Source organism: Bradyrhizobium sp. Kon58, from assembly GCF_055807455.1.
Genome location: NZ_JBVVOT010000007.1, coordinates 187,176 through 210,613 on the forward strand (window position 1 = coordinate 187,176; position 23,438 = coordinate 210,613).

Annotated in this window: 24 protein-coding genes and 1 tRNA gene; 8 read left to right on the forward strand and 17 right to left on the reverse strand. The window is 63.7% G+C overall.

Going from position 1 to position 23,438, the window contains the following annotated elements:
• Position 1 precedes the first annotated feature (1 nt).
• The 16 genes from nuoL to AC0L20_RS15375 all read right to left on the reverse strand — a co-directional run bounded on the left by nuoL (position 2) and on the right by AC0L20_RS15375 (position 16,203).
• Positions 2-2,101, reverse strand: a complete 2,100-nt coding sequence (gene nuoL, locus AC0L20_RS15300; protein ID WP_456764098.1) for an NADH-quinone oxidoreductase subunit L — start codon at positions 2,099-2,101, stop codon at positions 2-4.
• Positions 2,102-2,162: 61 nt separating this feature from the next.
• Entirely contained in the window at positions 2,163-2,471 is a 309-nt protein-coding gene (gene nuoK / locus AC0L20_RS15305; RefSeq protein WP_007603558.1) for an NADH-quinone oxidoreductase subunit NuoK, read from the reverse strand.
• Positions 2,468-3,106, reverse strand: coding sequence for an NADH-quinone oxidoreductase subunit J (locus AC0L20_RS15310; RefSeq protein WP_473289340.1), 639 nt, complete (start codon positions 3,104-3,106; stop codon positions 2,468-2,470). Before AC0L20_RS15310 ends, nuoK begins: the two co-directional genes overlap by 4 nt.
• A gap of 9 nt (positions 3,107-3,115) precedes the next feature.
• The gene (gene nuoI / locus AC0L20_RS15315; RefSeq protein WP_026232873.1) at positions 3,116-3,604 is read right to left on the reverse strand and encodes an NADH-quinone oxidoreductase subunit NuoI; all 489 of its coding nucleotides are present in this window, start codon (positions 3,602-3,604) and stop codon (positions 3,116-3,118) included.
• Positions 3,605-3,618: 14 nt separating this feature from the next.
• Positions 3,619-4,686: an NADH-quinone oxidoreductase subunit NuoH gene (nuoH, locus tag AC0L20_RS15320; protein WP_007603555.1), complete on the reverse strand. Its 1,068-nt coding sequence runs from the start codon at positions 4,684-4,686 to the stop codon at positions 3,619-3,621.
• A 4-nt stretch (positions 4,687-4,690) separates the two neighbouring features.
• Entirely contained in the window at positions 4,691-6,766 is a 2,076-nt protein-coding gene (gene nuoG / locus AC0L20_RS15325) for an NADH-quinone oxidoreductase subunit NuoG (RefSeq protein ID WP_473289343.1), read from the reverse strand.
• 5 nt (positions 6,767-6,771) lie between these two features.
• A complete protein-coding gene (nuoF, locus tag AC0L20_RS15330) occupies positions 6,772-8,097 on the reverse strand; it encodes an NADH-quinone oxidoreductase subunit NuoF (protein ID WP_007610981.1) in 1,326 nt (441 codons plus the stop codon).
• 15 nt (positions 8,098-8,112) lie between these two features.
• The gene (locus AC0L20_RS15335; RefSeq protein WP_247289471.1) at positions 8,113-8,316 is read right to left on the reverse strand and encodes a hypothetical protein; all 204 of its coding nucleotides are present in this window, start codon (positions 8,314-8,316) and stop codon (positions 8,113-8,115) included.
• On the reverse strand, positions 8,316-8,927 hold the full coding sequence (gene nuoE / locus AC0L20_RS15340) for an NADH-quinone oxidoreductase subunit NuoE (RefSeq protein WP_473289345.1): 612 nt from the start codon (positions 8,925-8,927) through the stop codon (positions 8,316-8,318). Before nuoE ends, AC0L20_RS15335 begins: the two co-directional genes overlap by 1 nt.
• 12 nt (positions 8,928-8,939) lie before the next feature.
• A complete protein-coding gene (locus AC0L20_RS15345) occupies positions 8,940-9,902 on the reverse strand; it encodes an FkbM family methyltransferase (protein WP_473289347.1) in 963 nt (320 codons plus the stop codon).
• A complete protein-coding gene (locus AC0L20_RS15350) occupies positions 9,902-11,098 on the reverse strand; it encodes an NADH-quinone oxidoreductase subunit D (protein ID WP_473289349.1) in 1,197 nt (398 codons plus the stop codon). The genes AC0L20_RS15345 and AC0L20_RS15350 overlap by 1 nt, the downstream gene beginning before the upstream one ends.
• Positions 11,099-11,100: 2 nt before the next feature.
• Entirely contained in the window at positions 11,101-11,715 is a 615-nt protein-coding gene (locus tag AC0L20_RS15355) for an NADH-quinone oxidoreductase subunit C (protein ID WP_018455092.1), read from the reverse strand.
• A gap of 11 nt (positions 11,716-11,726) precedes the next feature.
• Positions 11,727-12,314 (reverse strand): NuoB/complex I 20 kDa subunit family protein, encoded by a 588-nt coding sequence (locus tag AC0L20_RS15360; protein ID WP_007603537.1) that lies wholly within the window; start codon positions 12,312-12,314, stop codon positions 11,727-11,729.
• Positions 12,305-12,670 (reverse strand): NADH-quinone oxidoreductase subunit A, encoded by a 366-nt coding sequence (locus AC0L20_RS15365; RefSeq protein ID WP_007603535.1) that lies wholly within the window; start codon positions 12,668-12,670, stop codon positions 12,305-12,307. The genes AC0L20_RS15360 and AC0L20_RS15365 overlap by 10 nt, the downstream gene beginning before the upstream one ends.
• 574 nt (positions 12,671-13,244) lie before the next feature.
• Positions 13,245-15,497, reverse strand: a complete 2,253-nt coding sequence (locus AC0L20_RS15370) for a TonB-dependent siderophore receptor (protein ID WP_473289544.1) — start codon at positions 15,495-15,497, stop codon at positions 13,245-13,247.
• A gap of 190 nt (positions 15,498-15,687) precedes the next feature.
• Positions 15,688-16,203 (reverse strand): MarR family winged helix-turn-helix transcriptional regulator, encoded by a 516-nt coding sequence (locus AC0L20_RS15375; RefSeq protein WP_473289351.1) that lies wholly within the window; start codon positions 16,201-16,203, stop codon positions 15,688-15,690.
• Between the two features lie 181 nt (positions 16,204-16,384).
• Between AC0L20_RS15375 and AC0L20_RS15380 the strand changes: the two genes are divergently transcribed.
• The 6 genes from AC0L20_RS15380 to pepT all read left to right on the forward strand — a co-directional run bounded on the left by AC0L20_RS15380 (position 16,385) and on the right by pepT (position 21,389).
• The gene (locus AC0L20_RS15380; protein ID WP_473289353.1) at positions 16,385-17,575 is read left to right on the forward strand and encodes a Rieske 2Fe-2S domain-containing protein; all 1,191 of its coding nucleotides are present in this window, start codon (positions 16,385-16,387) and stop codon (positions 17,573-17,575) included.
• A gap of 61 nt (positions 17,576-17,636) precedes the next feature.
• Complete coding sequence (locus AC0L20_RS15385) at positions 17,637-18,932, forward strand: spinster family MFS transporter (RefSeq protein ID WP_473289355.1); 1,296 nt, start codon at positions 17,637-17,639, stop codon at positions 18,930-18,932.
• Positions 18,933-19,073: 141 nt separating this feature from the next.
• A complete protein-coding gene (locus AC0L20_RS15390; protein ID WP_026232877.1) occupies positions 19,074-19,277 on the forward strand; it encodes a hypothetical protein in 204 nt (67 codons plus the stop codon).
• 157 nt (positions 19,278-19,434) lie between these two features.
• A tRNA-Asp gene (locus tag AC0L20_RS15395) sits at positions 19,435-19,511 on the forward strand.
• A gap of 195 nt (positions 19,512-19,706) precedes the next feature.
• A complete protein-coding gene (locus tag AC0L20_RS15400) occupies positions 19,707-20,036 on the forward strand; it encodes an HU family DNA-binding protein (RefSeq protein WP_007603525.1) in 330 nt (109 codons plus the stop codon).
• A 102-nt stretch (positions 20,037-20,138) separates the two neighbouring features.
• Complete coding sequence (gene pepT / locus AC0L20_RS15405) at positions 20,139-21,389, forward strand: peptidase T (RefSeq protein WP_473289357.1); 1,251 nt, start codon at positions 20,139-20,141, stop codon at positions 21,387-21,389.
• Between the two features lie 55 nt (positions 21,390-21,444).
• Here pepT and AC0L20_RS15410 read toward each other — a convergent pair whose 3' ends face one another.
• The gene (locus tag AC0L20_RS15410) at positions 21,445-22,338 is read right to left on the reverse strand and encodes a hypothetical protein (RefSeq protein ID WP_473289359.1); all 894 of its coding nucleotides are present in this window, start codon (positions 22,336-22,338) and stop codon (positions 21,445-21,447) included.
• Positions 22,339-22,689: 351 nt separating this feature from the next.
• Here AC0L20_RS15410 and AC0L20_RS15415 point away from each other — a divergent pair, with 351 nt between their 5' ends.
• Together AC0L20_RS15415 and AC0L20_RS15420 are read left to right on the forward strand one after the other, a co-directional pair.
• Positions 22,690-22,914, forward strand: coding sequence for a hypothetical protein (locus AC0L20_RS15415; protein ID WP_473289361.1), 225 nt, complete (start codon positions 22,690-22,692; stop codon positions 22,912-22,914).
• A 120-nt stretch (positions 22,915-23,034) separates the two neighbouring features.
• Entirely contained in the window at positions 23,035-23,397 is a 363-nt protein-coding gene (locus AC0L20_RS15420) for a hypothetical protein (protein ID WP_473289363.1), read from the forward strand.
• Positions 23,398-23,438: the final 41 nt, after the last annotated feature.

The following is a 23,438-nucleotide window of genomic DNA, read 5'->3' on the forward strand; positions in this document are numbered from 1 at the left end:
TTTACTGGCCCCCAAAGCCGAACATGAACCAGGTGATCAGGCCGGCGGCACCGATCAGCATGGCGAACGCGTAATGGTAGAGATAGCCGGTCTGGATCTTCACGACGTTGCGGGTGACGTCCAGCACCCGGGCCGAGACCCCGTCGGGGCCGAGGCCGTCGATGATGAAGCCGTCGCCCTTCTTCCAGAGCTGGTAGCCGATCCACTTCGCCGGGCGGACGAAGATGATGTCGTAGAGCTCATCGAAGTACCATTTGTTGAGCAGGAACTTGTACAGCATCGGCTGCGTGTTCGCGAGCTCGACCGGCAGATAGGGCCGGCGGATGTAGAACAGGTACGACACCAGGAAGCCCAGCACCATCATCACCGTCGGCAGGAAGGCGATGGTCTCGGGGATGTGGTGCATCTCCTCGATGATATGCGGGTTCATCTTCACGGATTCGCGGAAGAACTCCTCGATGCCGTGACCGGCGAACAACTCCTTGAACGGGAAGCCGGCCAGGATGGAGCCGACCGCGAGCACACCGATCGGGATCAGCATCCAGATCGGCGCTTCATGCGCGGCCTCGTAGTGGTGATCGTCATGCGGCTCGCCGTGGAAGGTCTTGAAGATCAGGCGCCACGAGTAGAACGAGGTCAGGCCGGCCGCGACGACCGTCATCAGGAAGCCGTACATCGCGAACGGATTATGCGAGGCGTAGGCGGACTCGATGATCGCGTCCTTGGAGAAATAGCCGGCGGTGAGCGGGAAGCCGGTGAGCGCGAGCGTGCCGACCACCATCACCGCGTAGGTGTAGGGGATCTTGCGCCACAGGCCGCCCATGTTGCGGATGTCCTGCTCGTGATGCATCGCGTAGATCACCGAGCCGGAGCCCAGGAACAACAGCGCCTTGAAGAAGGCATGCGTGAACAAATGGAACATGCCGACCGAATAGGCCCCTGCCCCCATCGCCACGAACATGTAGCCGAGCTGCGAACAGGTCGAGTAAGCGACGATGCGCTTGATGTCGTTCTGGACCAGGCCAATGGTCGCCGCGAAGAACGCCGTGGTGGCGCCGAAGAACATCACGACGGCCTGCGCGTTCGGCGCGAGCTCGAACAGCGGCGACAGGCGCGCCACCATGAAGACGCCGGCGGTGACCATGGTCGCGGCGTGGATCAGCGCCGACACCGGGGTCGGGCCTTCCATCGCGTCCGGCAACCAGGTGTGCAGCAGGAACTGCGCCGATTTGCCCATCGCGCCCATGAACAGCAGCAGGCAGGTCAAGGTCAGTGCGTCGGCATGCCAGCCGAGGAAGTCGATGGTCTTGCCGGTTAAGCCGGGCGCAGCGTGGAAGATGGTCTCGAAATCGGTCGAGCCAGCCAGCAGGAAGATCGCGAAGATGCCGAGCGCGAAGCCGAAATCGCCGACGCGGTTGACCACGAAGGCCTTGATGGCAGCGGCGTTCGCCGACGGCTTCTGGTACCAGAAGCCGATCAGGAGGTAGCTCGCCAGACCCACGCCTTCCCAGCCGAAGAACAGCTGCACGAGGTTGTCCGCGGTCACCAGCATCAGCATGGCGAAGGTGAACAGCGAGAGATAGCCGAAGAAGCGCGGCCGGTTCGGGTCCTCGTCCATGTAGCCGATGGAATAGAGGTGCACGAGCGAGGACACGGTGGTCACCACCACCAGCATCACGGCGGTGAGCGTGTCGACCCGCAGCGTCCAGTAGACCTGGAGATCGCCGGAGAGGATCCACGGCAGCAGCGGAATGCGCATGTCATGGTGCATGAAGCCGACATCGACCAGCGTCATCCAGGACAATGCGGCCGACACGAACAGCAACGCCGTTGTAATCAGCTCGGCGCCGCGCGAGCCCGCCGCGGGCGGCTCGGAGACGTGGTGGTCGTCGTGGCCGTCGCCGGGTTCGTGATGGGTTTCGTGGATGACCGACGCATCCTCGTTGATGGTGTCGGACGCATGGGCGTGCGCGCCATGGCCGTGATCATCGTGATGCTCGACCGTGTCGCCCGAGGGGTTGCGGGCATGCGCGCCGAACAGCGCGATCAGGCCGGCCAGAATGGCGCCCAGCAGAGGCAGGAAGACGATTGCCTGGACCATGATTTAATCTTTCCGCATGATCTGGTCGGAAAACCGGTATCCACTTTTCCGGATCATGCGATCAGCCCTTCATCAGATTGACGTCCTCAACCGCGATCGAGCCGCGGTTGCGGAAATAGACCACCAGGATGGCGAGACCGATCGCGGCTTCAGCGGCCGCGACGGTGAGCACCAGGAGCGCGAAGACCTGCCCGACGATGTCGCCGAGGAAGGTCGAGAACGCCACGAGGTTGACGTTGACCGCAAGCAGGATCAGCTCGATCGACATCAGGATGACGATGATGTTCTTGCGGTTCAGAAAGATGCCGAGGATCCCGAGCGTGAACAGGATCGCGCCGACCGCAAGATAGTGTCCGAGCCCGATCGTCATTTCACCCACTCCGCCGCGTCAGAGTCCTGGAGCCCCTGCCCCGGCGCCACCTTGCGGATCGCCATCGCTATTTCGGGCGTGCGCGCGTTCTGAACGTTGATGTCCTGCCGCTTGACGCTCGCCTTGTGCCGCAGCGTCAGCACGATGGCGCCGACCATCGCGACCAGCAGCACCATGCCCGAGAGCTGAAAGTAGTGGATGTACTTGGTATAGAGCACCAGGCCCAACGCCTCGGTATTGGAGACGTTGGTCGGGATCGCCGCCGTGATCGTCTTGGCGACGCCGGGGTTGATGACCCAGAAGCCGACGGTGAGCAGCAGCTCGAACAGGAAGATGCCGCCGATCACGAGGCCGACCGGCAGGTACTCGATGAAGCCCTCGCGCAGCTCGAGGAAATCGACGTCGAGCATCATGATCACGAACAGGAACAGCACCGCGACCGCGCCGACATAGACTACGATCAGGATCATCGCCAGGAATTCGGCGCCCATCAGCACGAACAGGCCGGAGGCGTTGACGAAGGCCAGGATCAGGTACAGCACGGAGTGCACGGGATTGCGCGAGACAATCACCATCACCGCCGAGGCGACACAGACGCCGGCGAACAGATAGAAGAACAGCGCGGGAAGGATCATGCTCTCATCTCACCGGTACGGCGCGTCGAGTTCGATCGCTTTCGCGATCTCGCGTTCCCAGCGATCGCCATTGGCGAGCAGCTTGGCCTTGTCATAGAACAGCTCCTCGCGGGTCTCGGTCGCGAACTCGAAGTTCGGACCTTCGACGATGGCATCGACCGGACAGGCTTCCTGGCAGAGGCCGCAATAGATGCACTTCACCATGTCGATGTCGTAGCGCACGGTGCGGCGGGTGCCGTCGTTGCGGCGCGGACCGGCCTCGATGGTGATGGCCTGGGCCGGGCAGACCGCTTCGCACAGCTTGCAGGCGATGCAGCGTTCCTCGCCGTTCGGATAGCGGCGGAGCGCATGCTCGCCGCGGAAGCGCGGCGAGATCGGGCCCTTCTCGAAGGGATAGTTCAGCGTCGGCTTCGGCTGGAAGAAATAGCGCATGGCGAGGAAGAACGCCGAGACGAATTCCGACAGCAGAAGCGAGCGTGCAGTGGCGTTGATGTTGATACCCATGACAGCCCTCACTTCGGCGCGATGCCGGCAAAGTGCAGCACACCTGCCACCACGATCACCATCGCCAGCGACAACGGCAGGAACACTTTCCAGCCGAGGCGCATCAGTTGATCGTAGCGGTAGCGCGGCACGATCGCCTTGGCCATCGCGAACAGGAAGAACATGAAGAACAGCTTTAGCGAGAACCAGATGATCCCCGGCACCCAGTTGAAGGGCGGCAGGTCCACCGGCGGCAGCCAGCCTCCGAGGAACAGGATCGTCGCCATCGCGCACATCGTGGCAATCGCGACATACTCGCCGAGCATGAACAGAAGATACGGCGTCGAGCCGTACTCGACCATGAAGCCGGCGACGAGCTCGGATTCCGCTTCGACGAGGTCGAACGGCGGACGGTTGGTTTCAGCCAGCGCCGAGACGTAGAAGATCACGAACATCGGGAACAGCGGCCAGACGTACCAGTTCAGGATGGTGAGCTGCGGCAACCCGATCAGGCTGGCGAGGCCCCGGACATGCTGCGCCTCGACCACGGCCGAGAGGTTCAGCGTGCCGGCGCAGAGCAGCACCGTGATGATGACGAAGCCGATCGAGACCTCGTAGGACACCATCTGCGCCGCCGAGCGCAGCGCCGCCAGGAATGGATATTTCGAGTTCGACGACCAGCCGGCCATGATGATGCCGTAGATCGACAGCGACGAGATCGCGAAGATGAAGAGAACGCCGACATTGATGTCGGAGATCACCCAGCCGAGATTGGTCGGGATCACCGCCCAGGCGGCCAGCGCGAGCACGCACGAGACCAGGGGCGCAAGGAGAAACACGCCCTTGTTGGCGCCGGACGGGATGATCGGCTCCTTCAGCACGAACTTCAGGAGGTCGGCGAAGGATTGCAGCAGGCCCCAGGGCCCTACCACGTTCGGGCCGCGGCGGATCTGCACCGCCGCCCAGATCTTGCGGTCGGCAAGCAGAATGTAGGCGATCGCCACCAGCAGGACGACCAGCACCAGGACGCTCTCCGCGATCATGATGATCAGCGGCCAGAGGAACCCGGTCCAGAAGGCGCTTTCGAAGAATTCCATCAGCTCACTCCGCTGCGGTCAGCATCTGCCCGGAGGCAAGCCGCGAACACTCCGCCATCACGGCGGACGCACGCGCGATTGGGTTGGTCAAATAGAAGTCCTCGACGAGCGGCTTGAACGGAGCCTTCTCCGTCGTGCCGCCCTTCCCCGCGAGCTTCTTGATCTGGTCGGCCGCGCCGGCCTCGATCTGGTCCAGACGGATCAGATGCGGCACGGCCTTGAAGATCGCCTGGCGCAGGGCCGAAAGCGAGTCATAGCCAAGCTTCTTGCCGAGCGCCTCCGACAGCGCGCGGACGATCGCCCAGTCCTCGCGGGCCTCACCCGGCGGGAATGCGGCCCGTCCGGTCATCTGCACGCGGCCTTCGGTGTTGACGTAGATCGCGGACTTCTCGGTATAGGCGGCTGCCGGCAGGATGACGTCGGCGCGATGGGCGCCGCGGTCGCCGTGGGTGCCGATATAGACGACGAAGGTGCCGTCCGACGGCTTGATCTCGTCGGCGCCGAGCAGGAACAGCAGATCGAGCGTCCCGAACGTCGTCATCTGCGCCGCATTCAGCCCGCCCTGACCGGCGACAAAGCCGATATCGAGCGCGCCGACGCGCGAGGCGCTCTCGTGCAGCACGCCGAAGCCGTTCCAGCCGTCCTTGAGCGCGCCGACATCGAGCGCGAGCTTGGCCGCGGCTGCGAGAATGGCGGCGCCGTCGTGGCGCGAGGCGGCGCCAGCACCGACCAGGATGATCGGGTTCTTGGCGTTCTTCAGCACGTCCATGAAGGAGTGCTTGCCGGCCGCGAGCTCACCGAGCGTGTCGGTGCCCGCGCCGAGATGGTCATAATCGTAGGTCAAGTCGGGCTTGGCGCCGATCACGCCGACCTTGAAGCCGCCGGCGCGCCAGCGCTTGCGGATGCGGGCGTTGAACACGGCCGCCTCTTTCCGCGGATTGGCGCCGATGATGAGCAGCGCATCGGCCTGCTCGACGCCGGCGAGCGTCGGATTGAAGATGTAGGAGCCGCGGCCGAGCGCGGGGTCGAAGGCATCGCCGCCCTGCACTGCGAGATTGGCCGAACCGTATTTGGCCAGCAGATCCTTCAGCGCGAACATCTCTTCGACGGCGGCGAGGTCGCCCGCGATCGCGCCGATCCGCTTGCCGTCGGTGCGCGCCGCTTTCGCGGCGATCGCGGCAAAGGCCTCGGGCCAGCTCGCCGCGCGCAGCTTGCCGGCTTCGCGGATATAGGGCCGGTCGAGGCGCTGGGTGCGCAGGCCGTCGACGACGTGGCGGGTCTTGTCGGAGATCCACTCCTCGTTCACGGCCTCGTTGATGCGCGGCAGGATACGCATCACTTCGCGGCCGCGGGTGTCGACGCGGATCGCAGAGCCCACGCCGTCCATCACGTCGATCGACTGGGTCTTGCCGAGCTCCCACGGGCGCGCGGCGAAGGCATAAGGCTTCGAGGTCAGCGCGCCGACCGGACAGATGTCGACGAGATTGCCCTGAAGCTCAGACGTCAGCGCGTGCTCGAGATAGGTCGTGATCTCCATGTCCTCGCCGCGGCCGGTCGCGCCCATTTCGGGGGCGCCGGCCACTTCCGCCGAGAAGCGGACGCAGCGGGTGCACTGGATGCAGCGGTTCATCGAGGTCTTGACCAGCGCGCCGAGATATTTGTCCTCGACCGCACGCTTGTTCTCGGCGAAGCGGCTGGTATCGACACCATAGCCCATCGCCTGGTCCTGCAGGTCGCACTCACCGCCCTGGTCGCAGATCGGGCAATCCAGCGGATGGTTGATGAGAAGGAACTCCATCACGCCTTCGCGCGCCTTCTTCACCATCGGCGAACGGGTGGAGATTTCCGGCGGCTCGCCCTTGGGACCCGGACGGCAATCGCGCACGCCCCAGGCGCAGCTCGCGACCGGCTTCGGGCCGCCCTTCACCTCGACGAGGCACATCCGGCAATTGCCGGCGATCGACAGCCGCTCGTGATAGCAGAAGCGCGGAATCTCTGCGCCGGCCGCCTCGCACGCCTGAAGCAGCGTGTATTCGGCGGGGACATCGATCTCTTTGCCGTCGATGATGAGCTTGGTCATTGTCTCTACTCCGCCGCGACCATGTTCACGGGATCGCGGACGCCGGCATCGTCAATGTCGGCCTTGTGCGAATATTGGTCGATGCGCGCTTCGATCTCATGACGGAAATGCGCGATCAGGCCCTGGATCGGCCACGCCGCCGCGTCGCCGAGCGCGCAGATGGTGTGGCCTTCGACCTGCTTGGTGACTTCCAGCAGCATGTCGATTTCGCGCTTGTGGGCGCGACCGTCGGCCATGCGGGTCAAGACGCGCCACATCCAGCCGGTACCCTCGCGGCACGGCGTGCACTGACCGCAGCTCTCGTGCTTGTAGAAATAGGAGATGCGGGCAATCGCCCGGATCAAATCGGTCGACTTGTCCATCACGATCACGGCCGCGGTGCCGAGACCCGAGCGCAGCTTGCTCAAGCTGTCGAAATCCATCGGCGTGTCGATGATCTGCTCGGCCGGCACCATGCGCACCGAGGAGCCGCCGGGGATCACGGCCTTGAGGTTGTCCCAGCCGCCGCGGACGCCGCCGCAATGCTTCTCGATCAGCTCACGGAACGGAATGCCCATGGCTTCTTCGACGTTGCAGGGCCGCTCGACATGGCCGGAGATGCAGAACAGCTTGGTGCCGACATTGTTGGGACGCCCGATGCCGGCGAACCACGCCGCGCCACGGCGCAGAATGTCCGGCGCAACCGCGATCGACTCGACATTGTTGACGGTGGTCGGGCAGCCGTACAGGCCGACATTGGCCGGGAACGGCGGCTTCAGACGCGGCTGGCCCTTCTTGCCCTCGAGGCTCTCGAGCAGCGCGGTTTCCTCGCCGCAGATGTAAGCGCCGGCGCCGTGGGCGACGTAGATGTCGAACGGCCAGCCGTTGACATTGTCCTTGCCGACCAGCTTGGCCTCATAGGCCTGGTCGATCGCCGCCTGGAGATGCTCGCGCTCGCGGATGAACTCGCCGCGGACATAGATGTAGCAGGCATGCGCGTTCATCGCGCAGCTCGCGATCAGGCAGCCCTCGATCAGGAGATGCGGATCGTGCCGCATGATCTCGCGATCCTTGCAAGTCCCGGGCTCGGACTCGTCGGCGTTGACGACGAGATAGCTCGGCCGGCCGTCGGTCGATTCCTTCGGCATGAACGACCATTTCAGGCCGGTCGGGAAGCCGGCGCCACCGCGGCCGCGCAGCCCCGACGCCTTCATCTCGTTGATGATCCAGTCACGGCCCTTGTCGATGATGTTCTTCGTACCATCCCAGGCGCCGCGGCGCCGCGCGCCCTCGAGCCCCCAATCGTGGAGGCCGTAGAGGTTCTTGAAGATGCGGTCCTTGTCCTCGAGCATGTCAGTGCTTTCCGATCAACGGTTGGCTTGCTTGTAGGCAAGCCCGGCGGCGCAGACGGCGAAGGTCAGCGCCCAGAGCAGACTGGATTCCAGCGACGCGTTCAGGGCGAAGCGCTGAAGCAGGAAAATGAACGTGGCCGCCACGGCGGAATGCATTGCGACGAAGCCCCACTTCTTCACAACACTGCTCCCTTCAGCTGGCGGCGAGAGATCACGCATCAGGTGATTTCCTTCAGCGTGGTTGGCCCACCGGTCGGCGCCGAGAACTGGCGGCCGTTCTGCGGACCGGGCTTGGGCGGATTGCCAGACGCAAAGCCGTCGAGCACCTTGCCGAAGCTTTCCTTGGTCAGATCCTCATAGGTGTCCTTGCCGATCAGCACCATCGGCGCGTTCACGCAGGCACCGAGGCACTCCACCTCTTCCCAGCTGAAATTGCCGTCCTTGGAGAGATGGAAGGGCTCGTGATGGATGCGGTGCTCGCAGACGTGGATCAGATCCTCGGCGCCGCGCAGGCGGCACGGCGTGGTGCCGCAGACCTGGACGTGGGCCTTCTTGCCGACCGGGGCCAGCTGGAACATCGTGTAGAAGGTCGCGACCTCGAGCACGCGGATATAGGGCATGTCGAGCATCTCGGCGACAGCGCGGATGGCGGCCTCCGAGACCCAGCCGTCGTGCTGTTCCTGTACGCGCCAGAGAATGGCGATGACCGCGGAGGCTTGCCGGCCGGCCGGATATTTCGCGATCTGCTGCTTGGCGAACGCGAGGTTCTCCTCCGTGAACGCAAAGCTCGCGGGCTGGACTTCCTTCGGTGCTAATCGGCGAACGGACATCTCTTCAATCTCTCACTGCACGCGGCGCGCGGTTTTCGCATTCAGGGCATTGATCCTGTCCTGCCAGAATGCGCTTGCGGTGCCGAAAACATTGTAGCCGACGTGGGTCGAGACCTTGATGCGGTCGAGGATCGACAGCTCGGTCACCGTCTCCATACGCCTTGTGCTGGGATCGTAGACGATCAGCTTCAGCGGGGTGTGTTCGAGGATGTAGCGCGAGACCGCATGCGAGCGGTCGCTGCCGTGCTCCTCGCACATGATGACGCTGTCGGCCTGGAGCAGCCGGGCGCCGCCCTTGATCGCCTCGATCTCGACGCCCTCGACGTCGAGCTTGATCAGGTACTTGCCGGTGCTAGCGATCTTGCCGTCGTCGATCAGATTATCGAGCGCGATGACCGGCACGTCCTCGCCGCCCGCCGACGCATCGCCGGCGATGCTGAAGGCCTCGTGCTTGGTGCCTGAGAGACGAGCGGTGCCACGGGCCGCGCCGATCGCGCATTTCATGGTCTCGAAGCGGCTGCCGTTGATGCGGGCGTTGTTGGCGAGCTTCGGATGGTTCTGACCCGACGGCTCGATCGCGATCGCCTTGTGCGAACCGAACGGCTTGCTCGACACCAGCACCGACCAATAGCCGTAATTCGCGCCGCAATCGAGCAGCGTGTAGTCGACGTCGATGGAGTCGGCGAACAACAGCTCCAGCTCGTCCTCGTAATTGTAGGAGCGGTTGAGCAGCTTGCTCCAGTAGCCGTCGCCATAGGGAAATTCGAACACGGCGTCGGGGTTGAGCTTGATCGCGATGTTGCGCTCGGGCAGCGTCTTCCGCAGCAGGTTCGCGCAGGCGATGTAGCCCATATGCGAGAAGTGCGAGGAGATCTTCGATCCCGTCACCAGCGCCAAGGCAGCCGTCCGCTCCCACAGGTTGGCCCCTTCGAGGGCCCCCGAGGCACGGTCAAACTGGATCGGCGCCTGCGCCATCACCGATCGACCTCTCCGAACACGATGTCGAGCGAGCCGAGGATCGCCGACACGTCGGCGAGCAGATGACCGCGGCAGATGTGGTCCATGGCCTGGAGATGGGCAAAGCCGGGCGCGCGGATCTTGCACTTGTAGGGCTTGTTGGTGCCGTCCGAGATCAGAAAGACGCCGAACTCGCCCTTCGGCGCCTCGACCGCGGCGTAGACCTCGCCGGCCGGCACGTGGACACCTTCGGTGTAGAGCTTGAAATGATGGATCAGCGCTTCCATCGAGCGCTTCATCTCGCCACGCCGCGGCGGCGCGACCTTGTTGTCTTCGACGACGACGGGACCCTTCCCGTCTGGAGCGTTCAGCTTCTGGATGCACTGCTTCATGATGTGCACGGACTGGCGCATCTCTTCCATGCGGATCAGATAGCGGTCGTAGCAGTCGCCGTTCTTGCCGATCGGGATGTCGAAATCCAACTCGGCGTAGCATTCATAGGGCTGCGACTTGCGCAGATCCCAGGCCGCGCCCGAACCGCGCACCATCACGCCGGAGAAGCCCCACTCCCAAGCTTCCTTCAGCGACACCACGCCGATGTCGACGTTGCGCTGCTTGAAGATGCGGTTGGCGGTGAGCAGCCGGTCGAGATCCTCGACCACTTTCAGGAACGGATCGCACCAGGCGTCGATGTCGTCGACCAGCTTCTGCGGCAGGTCCTGATGCACGCCGCCGACGCGGAAGTAGGCTGCATGCATGCGGCTGCCGGAGGCGCGCTCGTAGAACACCATCAGCTTTTCGCGCTCTTCGAAACCCCACAGCGGCGGGGTCAGCGCGCCGACGTCCATCGCCTGCGTGGTGACGTTGAGCAAATGCGACAGGATGCGGCCGATCTCGCAATAGAGCACGCGGATCAGCTGCGCGCGGCGCGGCACCTCGATGCCGAGCAGCTTTTCCGCAGCCATGCAGAAGGCGTGCTCCTGGTTCATCGGCGCGACGTAGTCGAGACGGTCGAAATAAGGGATCGCCTGCAGATAGGTCTTCTGCTCGATCAGCTTTTCGGTGCCGCGGTGGAGCAGGCCAATATGGGGATCGACGCGGGCGACGACCTCACCATCCAATTCAAGCACAAGACGAAGAACACCGTGCGCAGCCGGATGCTGCGGTCCGAAGTTGATCGTAAAGTTGCGAAGCTGTTCGGGTTGCTCGTTCATGATCAGACCTTCGGCCCCGCTTTTTCATCGCCCGGAAGGACCGGATAGTCGGCGCCCTCCCACGGGGACAAAAAGTCGAACTTGCGGAATTCCTGGTTGAGCCTGACCGGCTCGTATACCACCCGCTTCTCCTGGTCGTCGTAGCGGACCTCGAGGAAGCCGGTGGTCGGGAAATCCTTGCGCAGCGGATGACCCTCGAAGCCGTAATCGGTCAGGAGGCGGCGCATGTCGGGATGACCGACGAAGATCACGCCGTAGAGGTCGTAGGCTTCGCGCTCAAACCAGTCGGCGCCGGGAAACACCTCGATCAGCGACGGCACCTGCGTGGTCTCGTCGGCCTGGGCCTTGAGCCGGATCCGGGCGTTCAGGGTCGGTGACAGGAAGTGATAGATCACGTCGAAGCGCTTCTCGCGCGAGGGATAGTCCGCCGCCGTGATGTCGGTGAAGTTGATGAAGCGGCAGTTCGGGTCGTCGCGGAGGTACTTGACCACCTCGACGATCTTGCTGACCTCGACATCCACCGTGAGCTGGTTGAAGGCCACCGAATGACCGATGGCGGCGCCCGGAAGCGCGCTAACGATCGTCTGCCCCAGGGCGTCGAGCTTGGCGTCGTCCATGACGTAAAACCTTAGCGTTCGATGGTGCCGGTGCGGCGGATCTTCTTCTGCAGCAGCAGCACGCCGTAGAGCAGCGCTTCCGCCGTGGGCGGGCAGCCCGGCACGTAGATGTCGATCGGCACGATGCGGTCGCAACCGCGCACGACCGAGTAGGAATAGTGATAATAGCCGCCGCCGTTGGCGCAGGAGCCCATCGAGATGACGTAACGCGGCTCGGGCATCTGGTCGTAGACCTTGCGCAGCGCAGGCGCCATCTTGTTGGTCAGGGTCCCCGCGACGATCATCACGTCCGACTGACGCGGCGAAGCGCGCGGCGCGAAGCCGAAGCGCTCGACGTCGTAACGCGGCATCGAGACCTGCATCATCTCGACCGCGCAGCAGGCGAGACCGAAGGTCATCCACATCAGCGAGCCGGTGCGCGCCCAGGTGATGAGGTCGTCGGTCGCGGCCACGAAGAAGCCCTTGTCGGACAGTTCCGAATTGACCTCGAGGAAGAACGGATCATTGGCCCCGACCGGCTTGCCGGTCGACGGGTCCAGGATGCCCTTGGGGGCCGGCGCGAGAACCGGTCCGGCGGACGACACAGGGTTCAATCCCATTCGAGTGCGCCTTTCTTCCATTCATAGGCGAACCCGACCGTCAGAACGCCAAGGAACACCACCATGGACCAGAAGCCGGTCGCGCCGAGCTTGCCGAACGCCACCGCCCAGGGAAACAGGAACGCCACTTCCAGATCGAAGATGATGAAGAGGATGGCGACGAGATAGAAACGGACGTCGAACTTCATGCGGGCGTCGTCGAAGGCGTTGAAACCGCACTCATACGCCGACAGCTTTTCCGGGTCCGGCTGCTGGAACGCCACGATGAACGGCGCGATCAGCAGCACCAGACCAATGAGGCCCGCTACCCCTATGAAGACGACGAGTGGAAGATAGTTCTGCAGAATGCCGCTCATTGACGAGCCCTTTTTCCCGCAGCCTCGGGACAGCCACGGATTCGTCCAGTTTGGAATTGTTCTGAGCCTTAGCGCAGTGCACCAATGGGCGCAAGACACGCTCTTTTTAGGCCCTTTGTCGCCTTCAAAACGGTGGAAATCCCGGAATCACCCCACGGCTGGTATGGAGCAGATCGACCGCCCCAGCAAGGGCGCCCCGATCAGTCCACACGCGCTGGGCCGTGACGTCCATTGTTGTGAAGGCTCACTTTATCTAGGCCGCGACGCAACAAAGTCCAGATTACAACGAGGACAGGCGCGCCCAGCGTCGGGCGAGCGATCCGGGAGCCATGCATCACGATCGGACCCGGGCTCGTTTGGCGAATGCGTCGGGTGGGCGGCGCCCGCTTCCGCCGCGGCGGAAAATCAGTGGCGAGCGCGGCGGCAACGTGGCTGGGTCGTCGCGCGCCGCGCTCGCATGAGCTTCGGGCCGGGGGGCATTGCCCGCGAGCTCATCGATCTCGTGGTGGAAGCCGGGTGACGAGCCGGTCAGGCTCTCACGATGGCCTTCCCTCGCCTGTTCTCGTCATCTGCCTCACCATTTGTAGGAGACGCTGGCGGTGACGCGCCGGCGGTCGCCGTAGAAGCAGGAGGACGCCGCCGCGCAGCTCGCGACGTAGATCTTGTCGGTCAGATTGACCACGTTCAGTGCGGTGCGCCAGTTCTGCCATTCGTAGTGGAGCGCGAGATCGCCGAGCACGACCGCGGGAACCTCGAGGGTATTGGCGGTATCCGCCCACGACGAACCGACATAGCGGACACCGCCGCCGAAGCCGAACCCCGCGAGCGGCCCGTCCTTGAAGGTGTAGTCCGCCCAGCCGGACACCAGGAGCTCAGGCGTGTTGGTCGGGGTCTTGCCGACCAACGACGGGTCCAGATCCCTGCTGTTGAACAAATGGTAGGCCGTGAACGAGCCGATCAGCTTCAGCTCACGCGTGGCGTTCGCCACCGCTTCGAGCTCGATGCCGCGCGAGGTCACCTCGCCGGTCTGGTTCTGCAAGGTCGTGACGACAGGATCAGTGGTTGCCACGTTCTGGCGCTTCAGGTCGAACACCGAGGCGGTGAAATAGCCGTCAAATCCCCGCGGCGCGACCTTCACGCCGATTTCCGCCTGCTGGCCGGTCTCCGGCAGGAACAGCTGGTTTTGCGCGTTGAGGCCAATGATCGGATTGTAGCTCGTGGCGTAAGACACATAGGGCGCGATGCCGTTGTCGAAATTGTAGATCAGCCCGGCGCGCCCGCTGAACCTGCTGTCGTCGCGGCTGGCGAGCGTGGCGCCGGTATCACGGCCAGCCTGCGTCGTCTCGACCCAATCGTTGCGGCCGCTCAGCACCAGCGTGAAATTGCCGAGCTTCATCTGGTCCTGAAGATAGGTGCCGGCCTGCTTCTGCGTGATCTGGAAGTTGCGGAACGGTGCGCCCGTCAACGGAATGTCAAATCCATAGACGGGATTGAAGACGTTGATCGAAGGAACGGTGCCGAAGTTGAAAGCCTGATAGTCGTCGATCTGGTAGCCCTTCAAATCGACCCCGAACAGCATCGTATGCCGCACCGCGCCGGTGTTGAAGCGGTACTCCAGCTGGTTGTCGAGATTGGCCTGGTTGGCGGTGTTCTTCGCATACCAATTATAGCGACCGAGACTGGCCGTGTTGATGTCAGCCCAATTGTTGCCGACGTAACCGCGATAGGTCACGTCGACATGGGCAAACCGCGCATTTTGCCGGAACGTCAAATCGTCGGTGAGATTGCGCTCGAACTGATAGCCCAGCATCTCCTGCTCGCGCGTGAACTTGTCGACGCTGGGATCGCCGGCGAAAAAGCTGGTCGGGATCTTGCCGAACCGAGCGTTGGTCACCGTGCCCTCATAGGGCAGGAAGTTGATGCCGCGGGTTTCCTGCCGGGAAGCTGACGCCAGCACCGTGAACGTCGTGTCGGCGTCCGGCTTCCAGGTCACCGACGGCGCGATGAAGTAATTGTTGTCCGGGGTGAAATTGACCTGTGTCGGGCCGTTCTGGACCTGGCCGACGACGCGGTAGAACAGCTTGCCGTTCTCAGGGTTCGTCGCGACCGGACCGCCGACATCGAAGCCGACATAGGCGTTGCCGAAATTGTTGACGCCGGTCTCGATGAAACGGACGGGCTCCGCGGGCGGCATCTTGCTGATGACGTTGACGATGCCGCTCGGGCTCGATCCGCCATAGAGCACGGCCGATGGACCGCGCAGCACCTCGACGCGCTCCATGTTGGGCGTCTGGAGCTTCCAGGTCGCATAGGACGTGGAGAACAGCTGCATGCCGTCGAGGAACAGTCCGACTTCGTCGGACTTGAAGCCGCGGATCAGCCACCAGTCGTTGCGCGTGTCCGCGCCGAAGGTCCCGGCGCGGACGCCGGCGGTATAGCGCAGGACCTCGTCGAGCTTGTTCGCCTTCTGGTCGCGGATCTGCTCCGCGCCAATCACCGACACCGCCTGCGGCGTCTCCATGATCGGCGTGTTGGTCTTGGTGCCGGACGAGCTGCGGCCGGCGACGTAGCCGTGCACCGGGCCGAGCGGGGTCTCCACGAAACCGACATTGCGCTGCGGCTGCGGCCTGCTTCGGTTGACGGTCTGCTGGGATGATCGCGGCGCGCGGCGCTGGACGGAGGGCGCCGCCCGGCGGCGCGCTTCCGGCGCGGTGACGGTCACCGACGGAATGTTCTGCGCGCCACTCTGCGCAGGAGATTGTGCAAGCGATGCCTGCGGCAGCAAAACCCAAGCGGATGCGGTCGCCAATACGGCCGACCGCAGCATTCCAAGACTGTTCAACGCGCAACCCCAAAACTGCGTGTTTTGATTTGCACATGCCGTCACTCCGGTGACGGCATGCGCTTGCGGTGACGCTTAGGGGAGCGCGTGCGAATTCCCTAATTGAAAGCCTCTTAGAAAGAGTCTTAGAAAGAGTCTTGAAAGCGATCCAGCATGTTCCGGGATTGCCGGAACGTCAGCGCGAAATCTTCTCGCTCTCGAGCAGCTCGGCGGCGATCGCCGTCAATTGATCGACCTGCTGCAGCAGCGCCTCGAACTCGGCTTCGCTCAGATGTTCGCGCAAGCGCCGATTACGCTCCTGCGCACCGGCGACGATCGCATCATGCGCCGCAAGACCGGTTGCGGTCAGCGAGACCAGAACCTCGCGGCTGTCTTTCGGGTTGGCCGATTTCGCGATCAGCTTGCGCGACACGAGTTCCGCAAGCGCGCGGCTGATCTGCCCCTTGTCCTGGCCGACAGCTTCCGCAAGCCGCGCCACGCTCATCGGCGGCCGCCGGCCGAGCGAGGCGACCAGGCCAAACTCGACCGAGGACAATCCGGCGAGACGCTTGTAGCGCAAGATGGCGCCGCGCTTGAGCAAATTGGCCAGCACCATCAGCCGCGACGACAGCATGACAGTGATCGGCGCCGGCGACTGACTTTCGTCCGCATCGGACGATGCGCGCCCGGCCCTGCTTGATGTCTGGCTCATGATCCACCTCTGCCAAGAAAGCCGCGGCGTGCCAAGTCTTGGTAGCGCAACCTCCCCAGCCTGATCCGAATGCGACTAAGAGGTATTTGGAAGTCGTTGACATTGTCATCGATCTAATCTTCACTTAGCACAAGGCATCAAAAAAGGCCCGGCCGGTACGGCCGACTGCGGGAGGACCAGCATGAGCATCACCCAGCGGGATCGCGATCTCGGCACGGCCTATGCGATGAAGCCGGCGCACACGCGCACCGAGCTCACCTCGGTCGTGCGCGGCACGCCGATGGGCGAACTGCTGCGACGTTACTGGCATCCGGTCGGGCTCATCAGCGATGCCACCGACACCCCGAAAAAGGTTCGCGCGCTCGGCGAGGATCTGGTGCTGTTCCGCGACAGGCACGGCCGCGCCGGCCTGCTGCACGCCCGCTGCTGCCACCGCGGCACCACGCTCTATTACGGCAAGGTCGAGGAGGACGGCATCCGCTGCTGCTATCACGGCTGGAAGTTCGACACCGAGGGCCGTTGCCTGGAGCAGCCCTGCGAGCCCGACGGCGGCCAGTTCAAGGACAAGGTGCGCCAGCCCTGGTATCCGGTCGAGGAACGCTACGGGCTGATCTTCGCCTATATGGGCCCGGCCGAGAAACGCCCGGTGCTGCCGGCCTATCAATGCCTGAAGACCATGGACGACGGCGAGTTCGTCGAAGCCGACGATTCCTCGATCGGCGGCGGCGGTCCCGCGATCATCCCCTGCAACTGGCTCCAGCATTTCGAGAACGTGGTCGATCCCTACCACGTGCCGGTGCTGCACGGCTCCTTCTCGGGTCCGCAATTCACCAACATGATGGCGTCGATGCCGGAGGTGACGTTCGACAAGACGCCGCGCGGGATCGCCGTGCGCTCGATCCGCAAGCAGGATGACGGCCGCGTGTTTTACCGCGTCACCGAGGCGGCTCTCCCCACCTTGCGCGTCGTGCCAAACCCGCGCGTGGCGCAATTCGCCCGCGTCGAGTCGATCGGCTGGACGCTGCCGATCGACGACACCTCGTTCCGCATCTACGTCGCCGGCCGCGTCAAGAACCCCGGCGACATCGGCCGCATGCGCTCGAAATTCAACGGCAAATTCTGGTGGGACATGACCGAGGAAGAACACCAGCAATTTCCGGGCGACTACGAAGCCCAGGTCGGCCAGGGACCGCAGACGATCCATTCCGAGGAGCATTTCGGCCAGAGCGACCGCGGCATCCTCATGATCCGGCGCATGCTGAGCGAGCAGCTCGAGGCGATGGAAGCAGGCCGCGATCCGATCGGAATCTCGTTCGATGTGAGCGCGCCTCTGGTCGAATTCGAAGCGGGGAATTACATCCGCGACGCGTGAAGCAACCAGCTCCAATCAAAGCTGGACCGACAACGACAACAAAGACTAATTGGGGGAAGCGATGGTCGATGTGACGTCACAAATGTCGGTGCAAACGGCCGCGACGGAAAAACCCTCGGCGCGGCGCTATTACGTGCTGGGCCTGCTCACGATCATCTACGCGCTGAACTTCCTCGACCGCACGATCTTCAACGTGCTGATCGAGCCGATCAAGAAGGAGTTCCAGCTCAGCGACACCATGATGGGCCTGCTCGCGGGCTTCGGCTTCGCCCTGTTCTATTCCCTGCTCGGCATTCCCATCGCGCGCGTCGCCGACCGGCTCAACCGGCGCAACATCGTCGCCGTCGCCTTTGCGTTCTGGAGCGCGATGACGGCGTTGTGCGGCGCTGCTTCGAGCGTCACGTCGCTGGCGCTGGCGAGGATCGGCGTCGGCATCGGCGAATCCGCGGGCTCGCCCGCCTCGCAATCCATCGTCGCCGACCTCTTCGCCAAGAACGAGCGTCCGCGCGCGCTCGGCATCTACGCCGTCGGCACCTATCTCGGCGTCTTCCTTGGTTATTTCGTCGGCGGCTACGTCAACCAGCACTATGGCTGGCGGATGGCGTTCTACGTCGCGGGCCTCCCCGGCATCCTGCTCGCTATTGTCCTGTGGCTGACGATCTCCGAGCCGAAGCGCGGCGCCATGCAGGAGAATTTCGTGCCTGAGCCGCTCGGGCCGACACTGCGCTTCCTGGCCTCGCAGCAGAGCTTCATCATCGTGTTGATCGGCTTCTGTCTGACCACGTACACGAACTACGCGACCGCAGCCTGGATCCCGCCGTTCCTGGCCCGGGTGCACCATCTGTCGAGCGCCGAGATCGGCACCTATGCCGGCACCTTCAAGGGGCTCGCCGGCATGGCCGGCACCCTGCTCGGCGGCTTCGTGGTGGCGCAGATCAGCCGCCGCGACGACCGCTGGAAGCTGTGGGCCCCTGCGATCACCTCGGGCCTTGCCGGGCCGGTGTTCGCGCTGTGCATGCTGACGCAGGACTTCAAGATGATGGTCGCCATGCTGGCGCTGACCTCGTTCCTGGTCGGCTTCCATCTCGGACCGATCTTCGCGATCGCGCAGACGGTCGCCAAGCCGAGCATGCGGGCGCTGGCCTCCGCCCTGATCGCACTCACCGCCACCTGCTTCGGCCAGGGCGTCGGTCCGCTCGCCGTGGGCATGGTCAACGACGCCCTGAAGGGCGCTTACGGCGCCGATGCGGTGCGCTATTCCCTGCTCTCGGCGGCGGTCACGACCATTCTGGGGGCGCTCCTGTTCGTCTGGGCGGCCCGCTCGATCCGGGACGATATCGGCCGGGCGGCCGCCTGAGGCCGGTGCAGGCTGCAAGCCCGGCGAAACCAACCGGGCGTATTCATGAAACCATTTTGCGGAACCCGCGAAACAATCCGGAAACAGACGGTCCTTACAACAAGAGCCATAGACGGCGGCAAAGCCCGTCGGGAGGCTCAGATGAACCACTCCATTCACTCCGCTGATCGTGCGACCCACCTGAAGATCGTGGTGGTGGCGCTGGTGGCTGGCATTACGGTGGCCGGCTTCGGGATCGCAGCTCGCACCAATGCCGATTACAGCCAGACCGCCCAGTCCGCCCACGTGATCAAGGCCGGCAAGCCGGTCGTGGTCACCAGCGCCGGGACGTCGGAGATCCGCTGACAACCCTGTTCCGGGATGACCAATGGCCGCCTGCGGGCGGCCTTTTCGTTTTCCAAACAATACTTAGCCGGCGAGGCCTGGCAAAGTGCAACATCCTTGACTTCACCCAGCCCCGCCTTTAAGTCCCCCCTCGTTCCGCGCGCTTTCAGCGAACCACGCGGGAGTAGCTCAGTTGGTTAGAGCGCCGGCCTGTCACGCCGGAGGTCGCGGGTTCGAGCCCCGTCTCTCGCGCCATTTTGGCAATTCCTTCATAGCCTTAGAGCAAACTTCTACACGCCTTTCGCGGCTGTGACGGCGATTGCCGGCATCCGTCGAGAATTCGCGCCATAGTCAGCCCAAGCCCGAATCGTCTAGGCCTTCCAGGACTTGGAGGGATCCCCACGCTTTTAGCGGTTTTTTCCGGGGCCCCTGTGATTGAGGAGGCCAGACATGGCTAAGAAAGACTCGGCCAAGAAGGATTCGGCGAAGAAGGCTGCCGCTCCCGCCACCATCACGCTCAAGCACCTCGCTGCCGACATTGCGGAGAGCCAGGACCTGTCGAAGAAGCGCGCCGAGGCCGTTCTGACCGACATGGTCGACCTGATCACCAAGCACCTGAAGAAGGGCGACCGTGTCCGGATCGTCGGGCTTGGAATCCTCCAGGTTCGCAAGCGCGCCGCCCGTACCGGCCGTAATCCCGCCACCGGCGAGCCCATTCACATCAAGGCCAGCAAGAAGGTCGCTTTTCGCCCGGTGAAGGAACTGAAAGAGGCGATCTGACCCCTCACGTTTCGTTAAGCCTGATCAGCGTCCTCCGGCCTCACCGCGCCCTGCTTTTCTGGTATACCGCCCCTCTCCCCTGACCCGGCGGTTTGACCAGAAATGTCCTCCCTCACCTTTTCGCATACCGTGACCGAGCGCTTCCTGCGCTACGTCACCATCGACACCCAGTCCGATCCCGAATCCCCGAGCTCGCCCTCGACGGAGAAACAGAAGGACCTCGGCCGTGTGCTCGCCGCCGAACTGAAGGCCATGGGTGTCGAGGACGCGCATCTCGACGACTTCGGCTACGTCTACGGAACGATCCCGGCGAACACGACCAAGAAGGTGCCGGTGATCTGCTTCTGCTCGCACATGGACACTTCGCCCGACGTCACCGGCAAGGACGTCAAGCCGCAGATGGTGAAGAACTATCGCGGCGGCGACATCACACTGCCGGGCGACACCAGCCAGGTGATCCGCTTCGCCGAGCATCCGGCGCTGAAGAACCAGATCGGCAACGACATCATCACCACCGACGGCACCACCCTGCTCGGCGCCGACAACAAGGCCGGCGTGGCCGAGATCATGGATGCCGCGCATTTCTTCATCAACAACCCGGACGTGAAGCACGGCACCATCAAGATCCTGTTCACGCCCGACGAGGAGATCGGCCGCGGCGTCGACAATGTCGACATCAAGAAGCTGGGCGCCGAGTTCGGCTACACGATGGACGGCGAGAGCGCCGGCTGCGTCGAGGACGAGACCTTTTCGGCAGACGGCGCCACCATCACCATCAATGGCGTCAGCGCCCATCCCGGCTATGCCAAGGGCAAGATGGAGCACGCGATCAAGATCGCCGCCGCCATCGTCGAGCGCCTGCCCCGCGAAGGCTGCTCGCCCGAGACGACGTCAGGCAAGCAAGGCTTTCTGCATCCGATCGGCATCGAGGGCGCGCTGGAGCAGGCGACGCTCTCCTTCATCGTGCGCGACTTCACCGAGGACGGGCTGAAGGAAAAGGAGATCCTGCTCGAGAACATCGTCAAGGACGTGATGAAGGATTTTCCGCGCTCGACCTACACATTCGAGGTGCGGGAGCAGTACCGCAATATGAAGCAGGTGATCGATCGCCACCCGCACATCCTCGAATACGCCATCGAAGCGATCCGCCGTGCCGGCCTGCGCCCGATGCGCACCGCGATCCGCGGCGGCACCGACGGCTCCCGCCTGTCCTTCATGGGCCTGCCCTGCCCCAACATCTTCGCCGGCGAGCACGCGTTTCATTCGCGTCTGGAGTGGGTCAGCCGGCAGGACATGGAGAAGGCGGTGCAAACGATCGTCCACCTCGCCATGATCTGGGAGGAGAAGGCCTAGCGCCTCTCGTCAAAGGCAATATGGCCGGGATCGCTCCCGGCCATCTTCCTGCAGGTTACGGCACCGGCATCGCGCGCGGATTGCGATGGAAGCGGTTCGAGCTTGCCATCCAGTTCGGCAGCGGCTCTCCGTCGCGGTGCCGCCCGCCGGCCACCGCCGCAGCCCAGGCCACGGCAGCGCCGATCAGGGTTGCTGCGGCAACGGAGAAGGCGACGATGATGGAATTACGCCGCGCCCGATTGATCGCTGTCCTTGAATCCGCGATCAGCGCGTCAACCCGTCGTTCCGAGTCGGGTGCCGCGAGTCCCGTCAGCGCGGCCACCTGCTGCACCAGATAGGTGCGATCATCGGTGCTGACGCCGCTGTGGCTCGATGACGTCATCAGGATGCGTCCTGCTTCGGCGCGGGCTTCCCTGAGGTCCGTGTTAGGGGGCCGCCGCGGCGCGCGAAACAGCTTGTCCAGCTCGTAGCTCAACAGAGGCTCGGCGGCGGAGGTATTGCTCGCCGAACTGCGCATCGGCGAACGATCAATCGCAGCTGCGCCGAGTATCGCGAGCAGCGCGGCACCAAGCAGCACGGCAAGCGCCCAGGACATCAGGCCATGCAGCCCGTCCCGCCGTTCGCCGTCGTCTTCGATCGTTGTGATCGCCGGGGCTGGTCGCGTTGTCCGGCCGGCGACATAGCCGCCGAAGCCGAAGCTGATAATCGCCTGGATGATCAGATACAGCCCCGACAGCAAAGCCAGCGCCGCCGATGCATCGCGCCATGTCGGCGAGGCTGAACTGACGCCCAGGCCGACGGCGACGCCAAAACCGACCAGGATGAATGACATTGCGCCGGCAGCCAAAGCGCCTGCGATGACCGAGCTCCACTGGATGGTGCGCCGGTCATCGGCAGCGACGCCGCCGCCTTCCATGATCTCTTCCCGTATGAGAGTTTCCATCGTCATCGCCGCTCTCTCAGCGCAGGCCGAAGAACGACAAGATCGCCATGACCACCACGATCAAGCCGATGAGATAAATCAATCCGTCCATGGTCCGTCCTCCTCAATGTCTCCTCGTCGCTAATCACAACGAAGAAAGAACGTTCCAAACTGGACCGAGGCGCGGGAACGAACCGGCGCGCTGCGGATTACCTGTCCAAGTTCCAAGGATGAAGTTTGTGAGCACGAAAGCCCCAGCCGGTCAGTCCCGGCTGGGGCTTTCTTTTTGGGGGGCGGTTCCTGTCCTATGTTAACGACGCCGGCTGTCCGATCATCAAGGATGCGATCGGGGCGGAACCTCCGGATCGGGAGAGCCGCGTGGATCGCAGAACCGCGTGCCTTCATCAGGCAGATGCATTCCGGGAAAAGGCAATCGCCGATCCCGAGCACCACGACCAGTGGATTGATGAAGCCATCAAATGGCTGGAACGCGCCATGGAAGCCGGCTGTCGCGCCGTCGTGACGGTCGAAGCCGGCGATTTGCCGAATGCAGCAAGCGGAGCGTCAGCCGATGCCCAGTTGAGCCTGATCACGCGCCAATAAGAAGCGCTGTCGTCTTCGCCATCGCTGCGGCAATTGTTCCAGGGGCGTAACAATGTTGCGGGTCGACACTGTTCCCGCCCCCATGCTAGGCCGGACACAGACCGCAACCAGAGTGAAATCGTGCTCGCGAACCGCCAGCCCTCAGGATCATGCCGGCCGCGCAACTGGCGCGGGCTGCTGTCTGTGCTGATCGCGGCGGCCTACCTGCTCGCGGGAGTGCTGCATGGCCTGCACGACATCGACGTCACCACGCCCGGTGGCGGCTCGGAGATCAGCGCCGTCCTTGACAGCTCCGCGGATCACAACGACCACAAGGCCATCGGTGGGCATCATTGCCATGGCTGCTTCTCGGTGACGGTGGCGCAGCCGGCGCCACCGGCCACATCGATCGGGCTCGTGTCTGCATCGCGACCGCAACGCGCAACCCGGCTCGCCGGCATTATTCCCGATACCGACTCCCCGCCTCCCAAACATATGGCCTGAACGGATTGGTCGGGCGCTCCGCGCCCATGAGGTTCATCCTT

Bases quoted from the DNA above. Each gene is read 5' to 3' on its own strand.
- AC0L20_RS15385 (WP_473289355.1), top strand. From the start codon at position 17,637: ATGGTCGATGTGACGTCACAAATGTCGGTGCAAACGGCCGCGACGGAA.
- AC0L20_RS15380 (WP_473289353.1), top strand. From the start codon at position 16,385: ATGAGCATCACCCAGCGGGATCGCGATCTCGGCACGGCCTATGCGATG.
- nuoL (WP_456764098.1), bottom strand. From the start codon at position 2,101: ATGGTCCAGGCAATCGTCTTCCTGCCTCTGCTGGGCGCCATTCTGGCC.
- pepT (WP_473289357.1), top strand. From the start codon at position 20,139: ATGTCCTCCCTCACCTTTTCGCATACCGTGACCGAGCGCTTCCTGCGC.
- nuoG (WP_473289343.1), bottom strand. From the start codon at position 6,766: ATGACCAAGCTCATCATCGACGGCAAAGAGATCGATGTCCCCGCCGAA.
- AC0L20_RS15365 (WP_007603535.1), bottom strand. From the start codon at position 12,670: ATGAGCGGCATTCTGCAGAACTATCTTCCACTCGTCGTCTTCATAGGG.
- AC0L20_RS15370 (WP_473289544.1), bottom strand. From the start codon at position 15,497: ATGCTGCGGTCGGCCGTATTGGCGACCGCATCCGCTTGGGTTTTGCTG.
- AC0L20_RS15360 (WP_007603537.1), bottom strand. From the start codon at position 12,314: ATGGGATTGAACCCTGTGTCGTCCGCCGGACCGGTTCTCGCGCCGGCC.
- nuoF (WP_007610981.1), bottom strand. From the start codon at position 8,097: ATGCTCGAGGACAAGGACCGCATCTTCAAGAACCTCTACGGCCTCCAC.
- AC0L20_RS15350 (WP_473289349.1), bottom strand. From the start codon at position 11,098: ATGAACGAGCAACCCGAACAGCTTCGCAACTTTACGATCAACTTCGGA.
- AC0L20_RS15410 (WP_473289359.1), bottom strand. From the start codon at position 22,338: ATGACGATGGAAACTCTCATACGGGAAGAGATCATGGAAGGCGGCGGC.
- AC0L20_RS15375 (WP_473289351.1), bottom strand. From the start codon at position 16,203: ATGAGCCAGACATCAAGCAGGGCCGGGCGCGCATCGTCCGATGCGGAC.
- AC0L20_RS15355 (WP_018455092.1), bottom strand. From the start codon at position 11,715: ATGGACGACGCCAAGCTCGACGCCCTGGGGCAGACGATCGTTAGCGCG.
- AC0L20_RS15335 (WP_247289471.1), bottom strand. From the start codon at position 8,316: ATGCGTGATCTCTCGCCGCCAGCTGAAGGGAGCAGTGTTGTGAAGAAG.
- nuoE (WP_473289345.1), bottom strand. From the start codon at position 8,927: ATGTCCGTTCGCCGATTAGCACCGAAGGAAGTCCAGCCCGCGAGCTTT.
- AC0L20_RS15400 (WP_007603525.1), top strand. From the start codon at position 19,707: ATGGCTAAGAAAGACTCGGCCAAGAAGGATTCGGCGAAGAAGGCTGCC.
- nuoK (WP_007603558.1), bottom strand. From the start codon at position 2,471: ATGACGATCGGGCTCGGACACTATCTTGCGGTCGGCGCGATCCTGTTC.
- AC0L20_RS15310 (WP_473289340.1), bottom strand. From the start codon at position 3,106: ATGATCCTTCCCGCGCTGTTCTTCTATCTGTTCGCCGGCGTCTGTGTC.
- AC0L20_RS15345 (WP_473289347.1), bottom strand. From the start codon at position 9,902: ATGGCGCAGGCGCCGATCCAGTTTGACCGTGCCTCGGGGGCCCTCGAA.
- AC0L20_RS15390 (WP_026232877.1), top strand. From the start codon at position 19,074: ATGAACCACTCCATTCACTCCGCTGATCGTGCGACCCACCTGAAGATC.
- nuoH (WP_007603555.1), bottom strand. From the start codon at position 4,686: ATGGAATTCTTCGAAAGCGCCTTCTGGACCGGGTTCCTCTGGCCGCTG.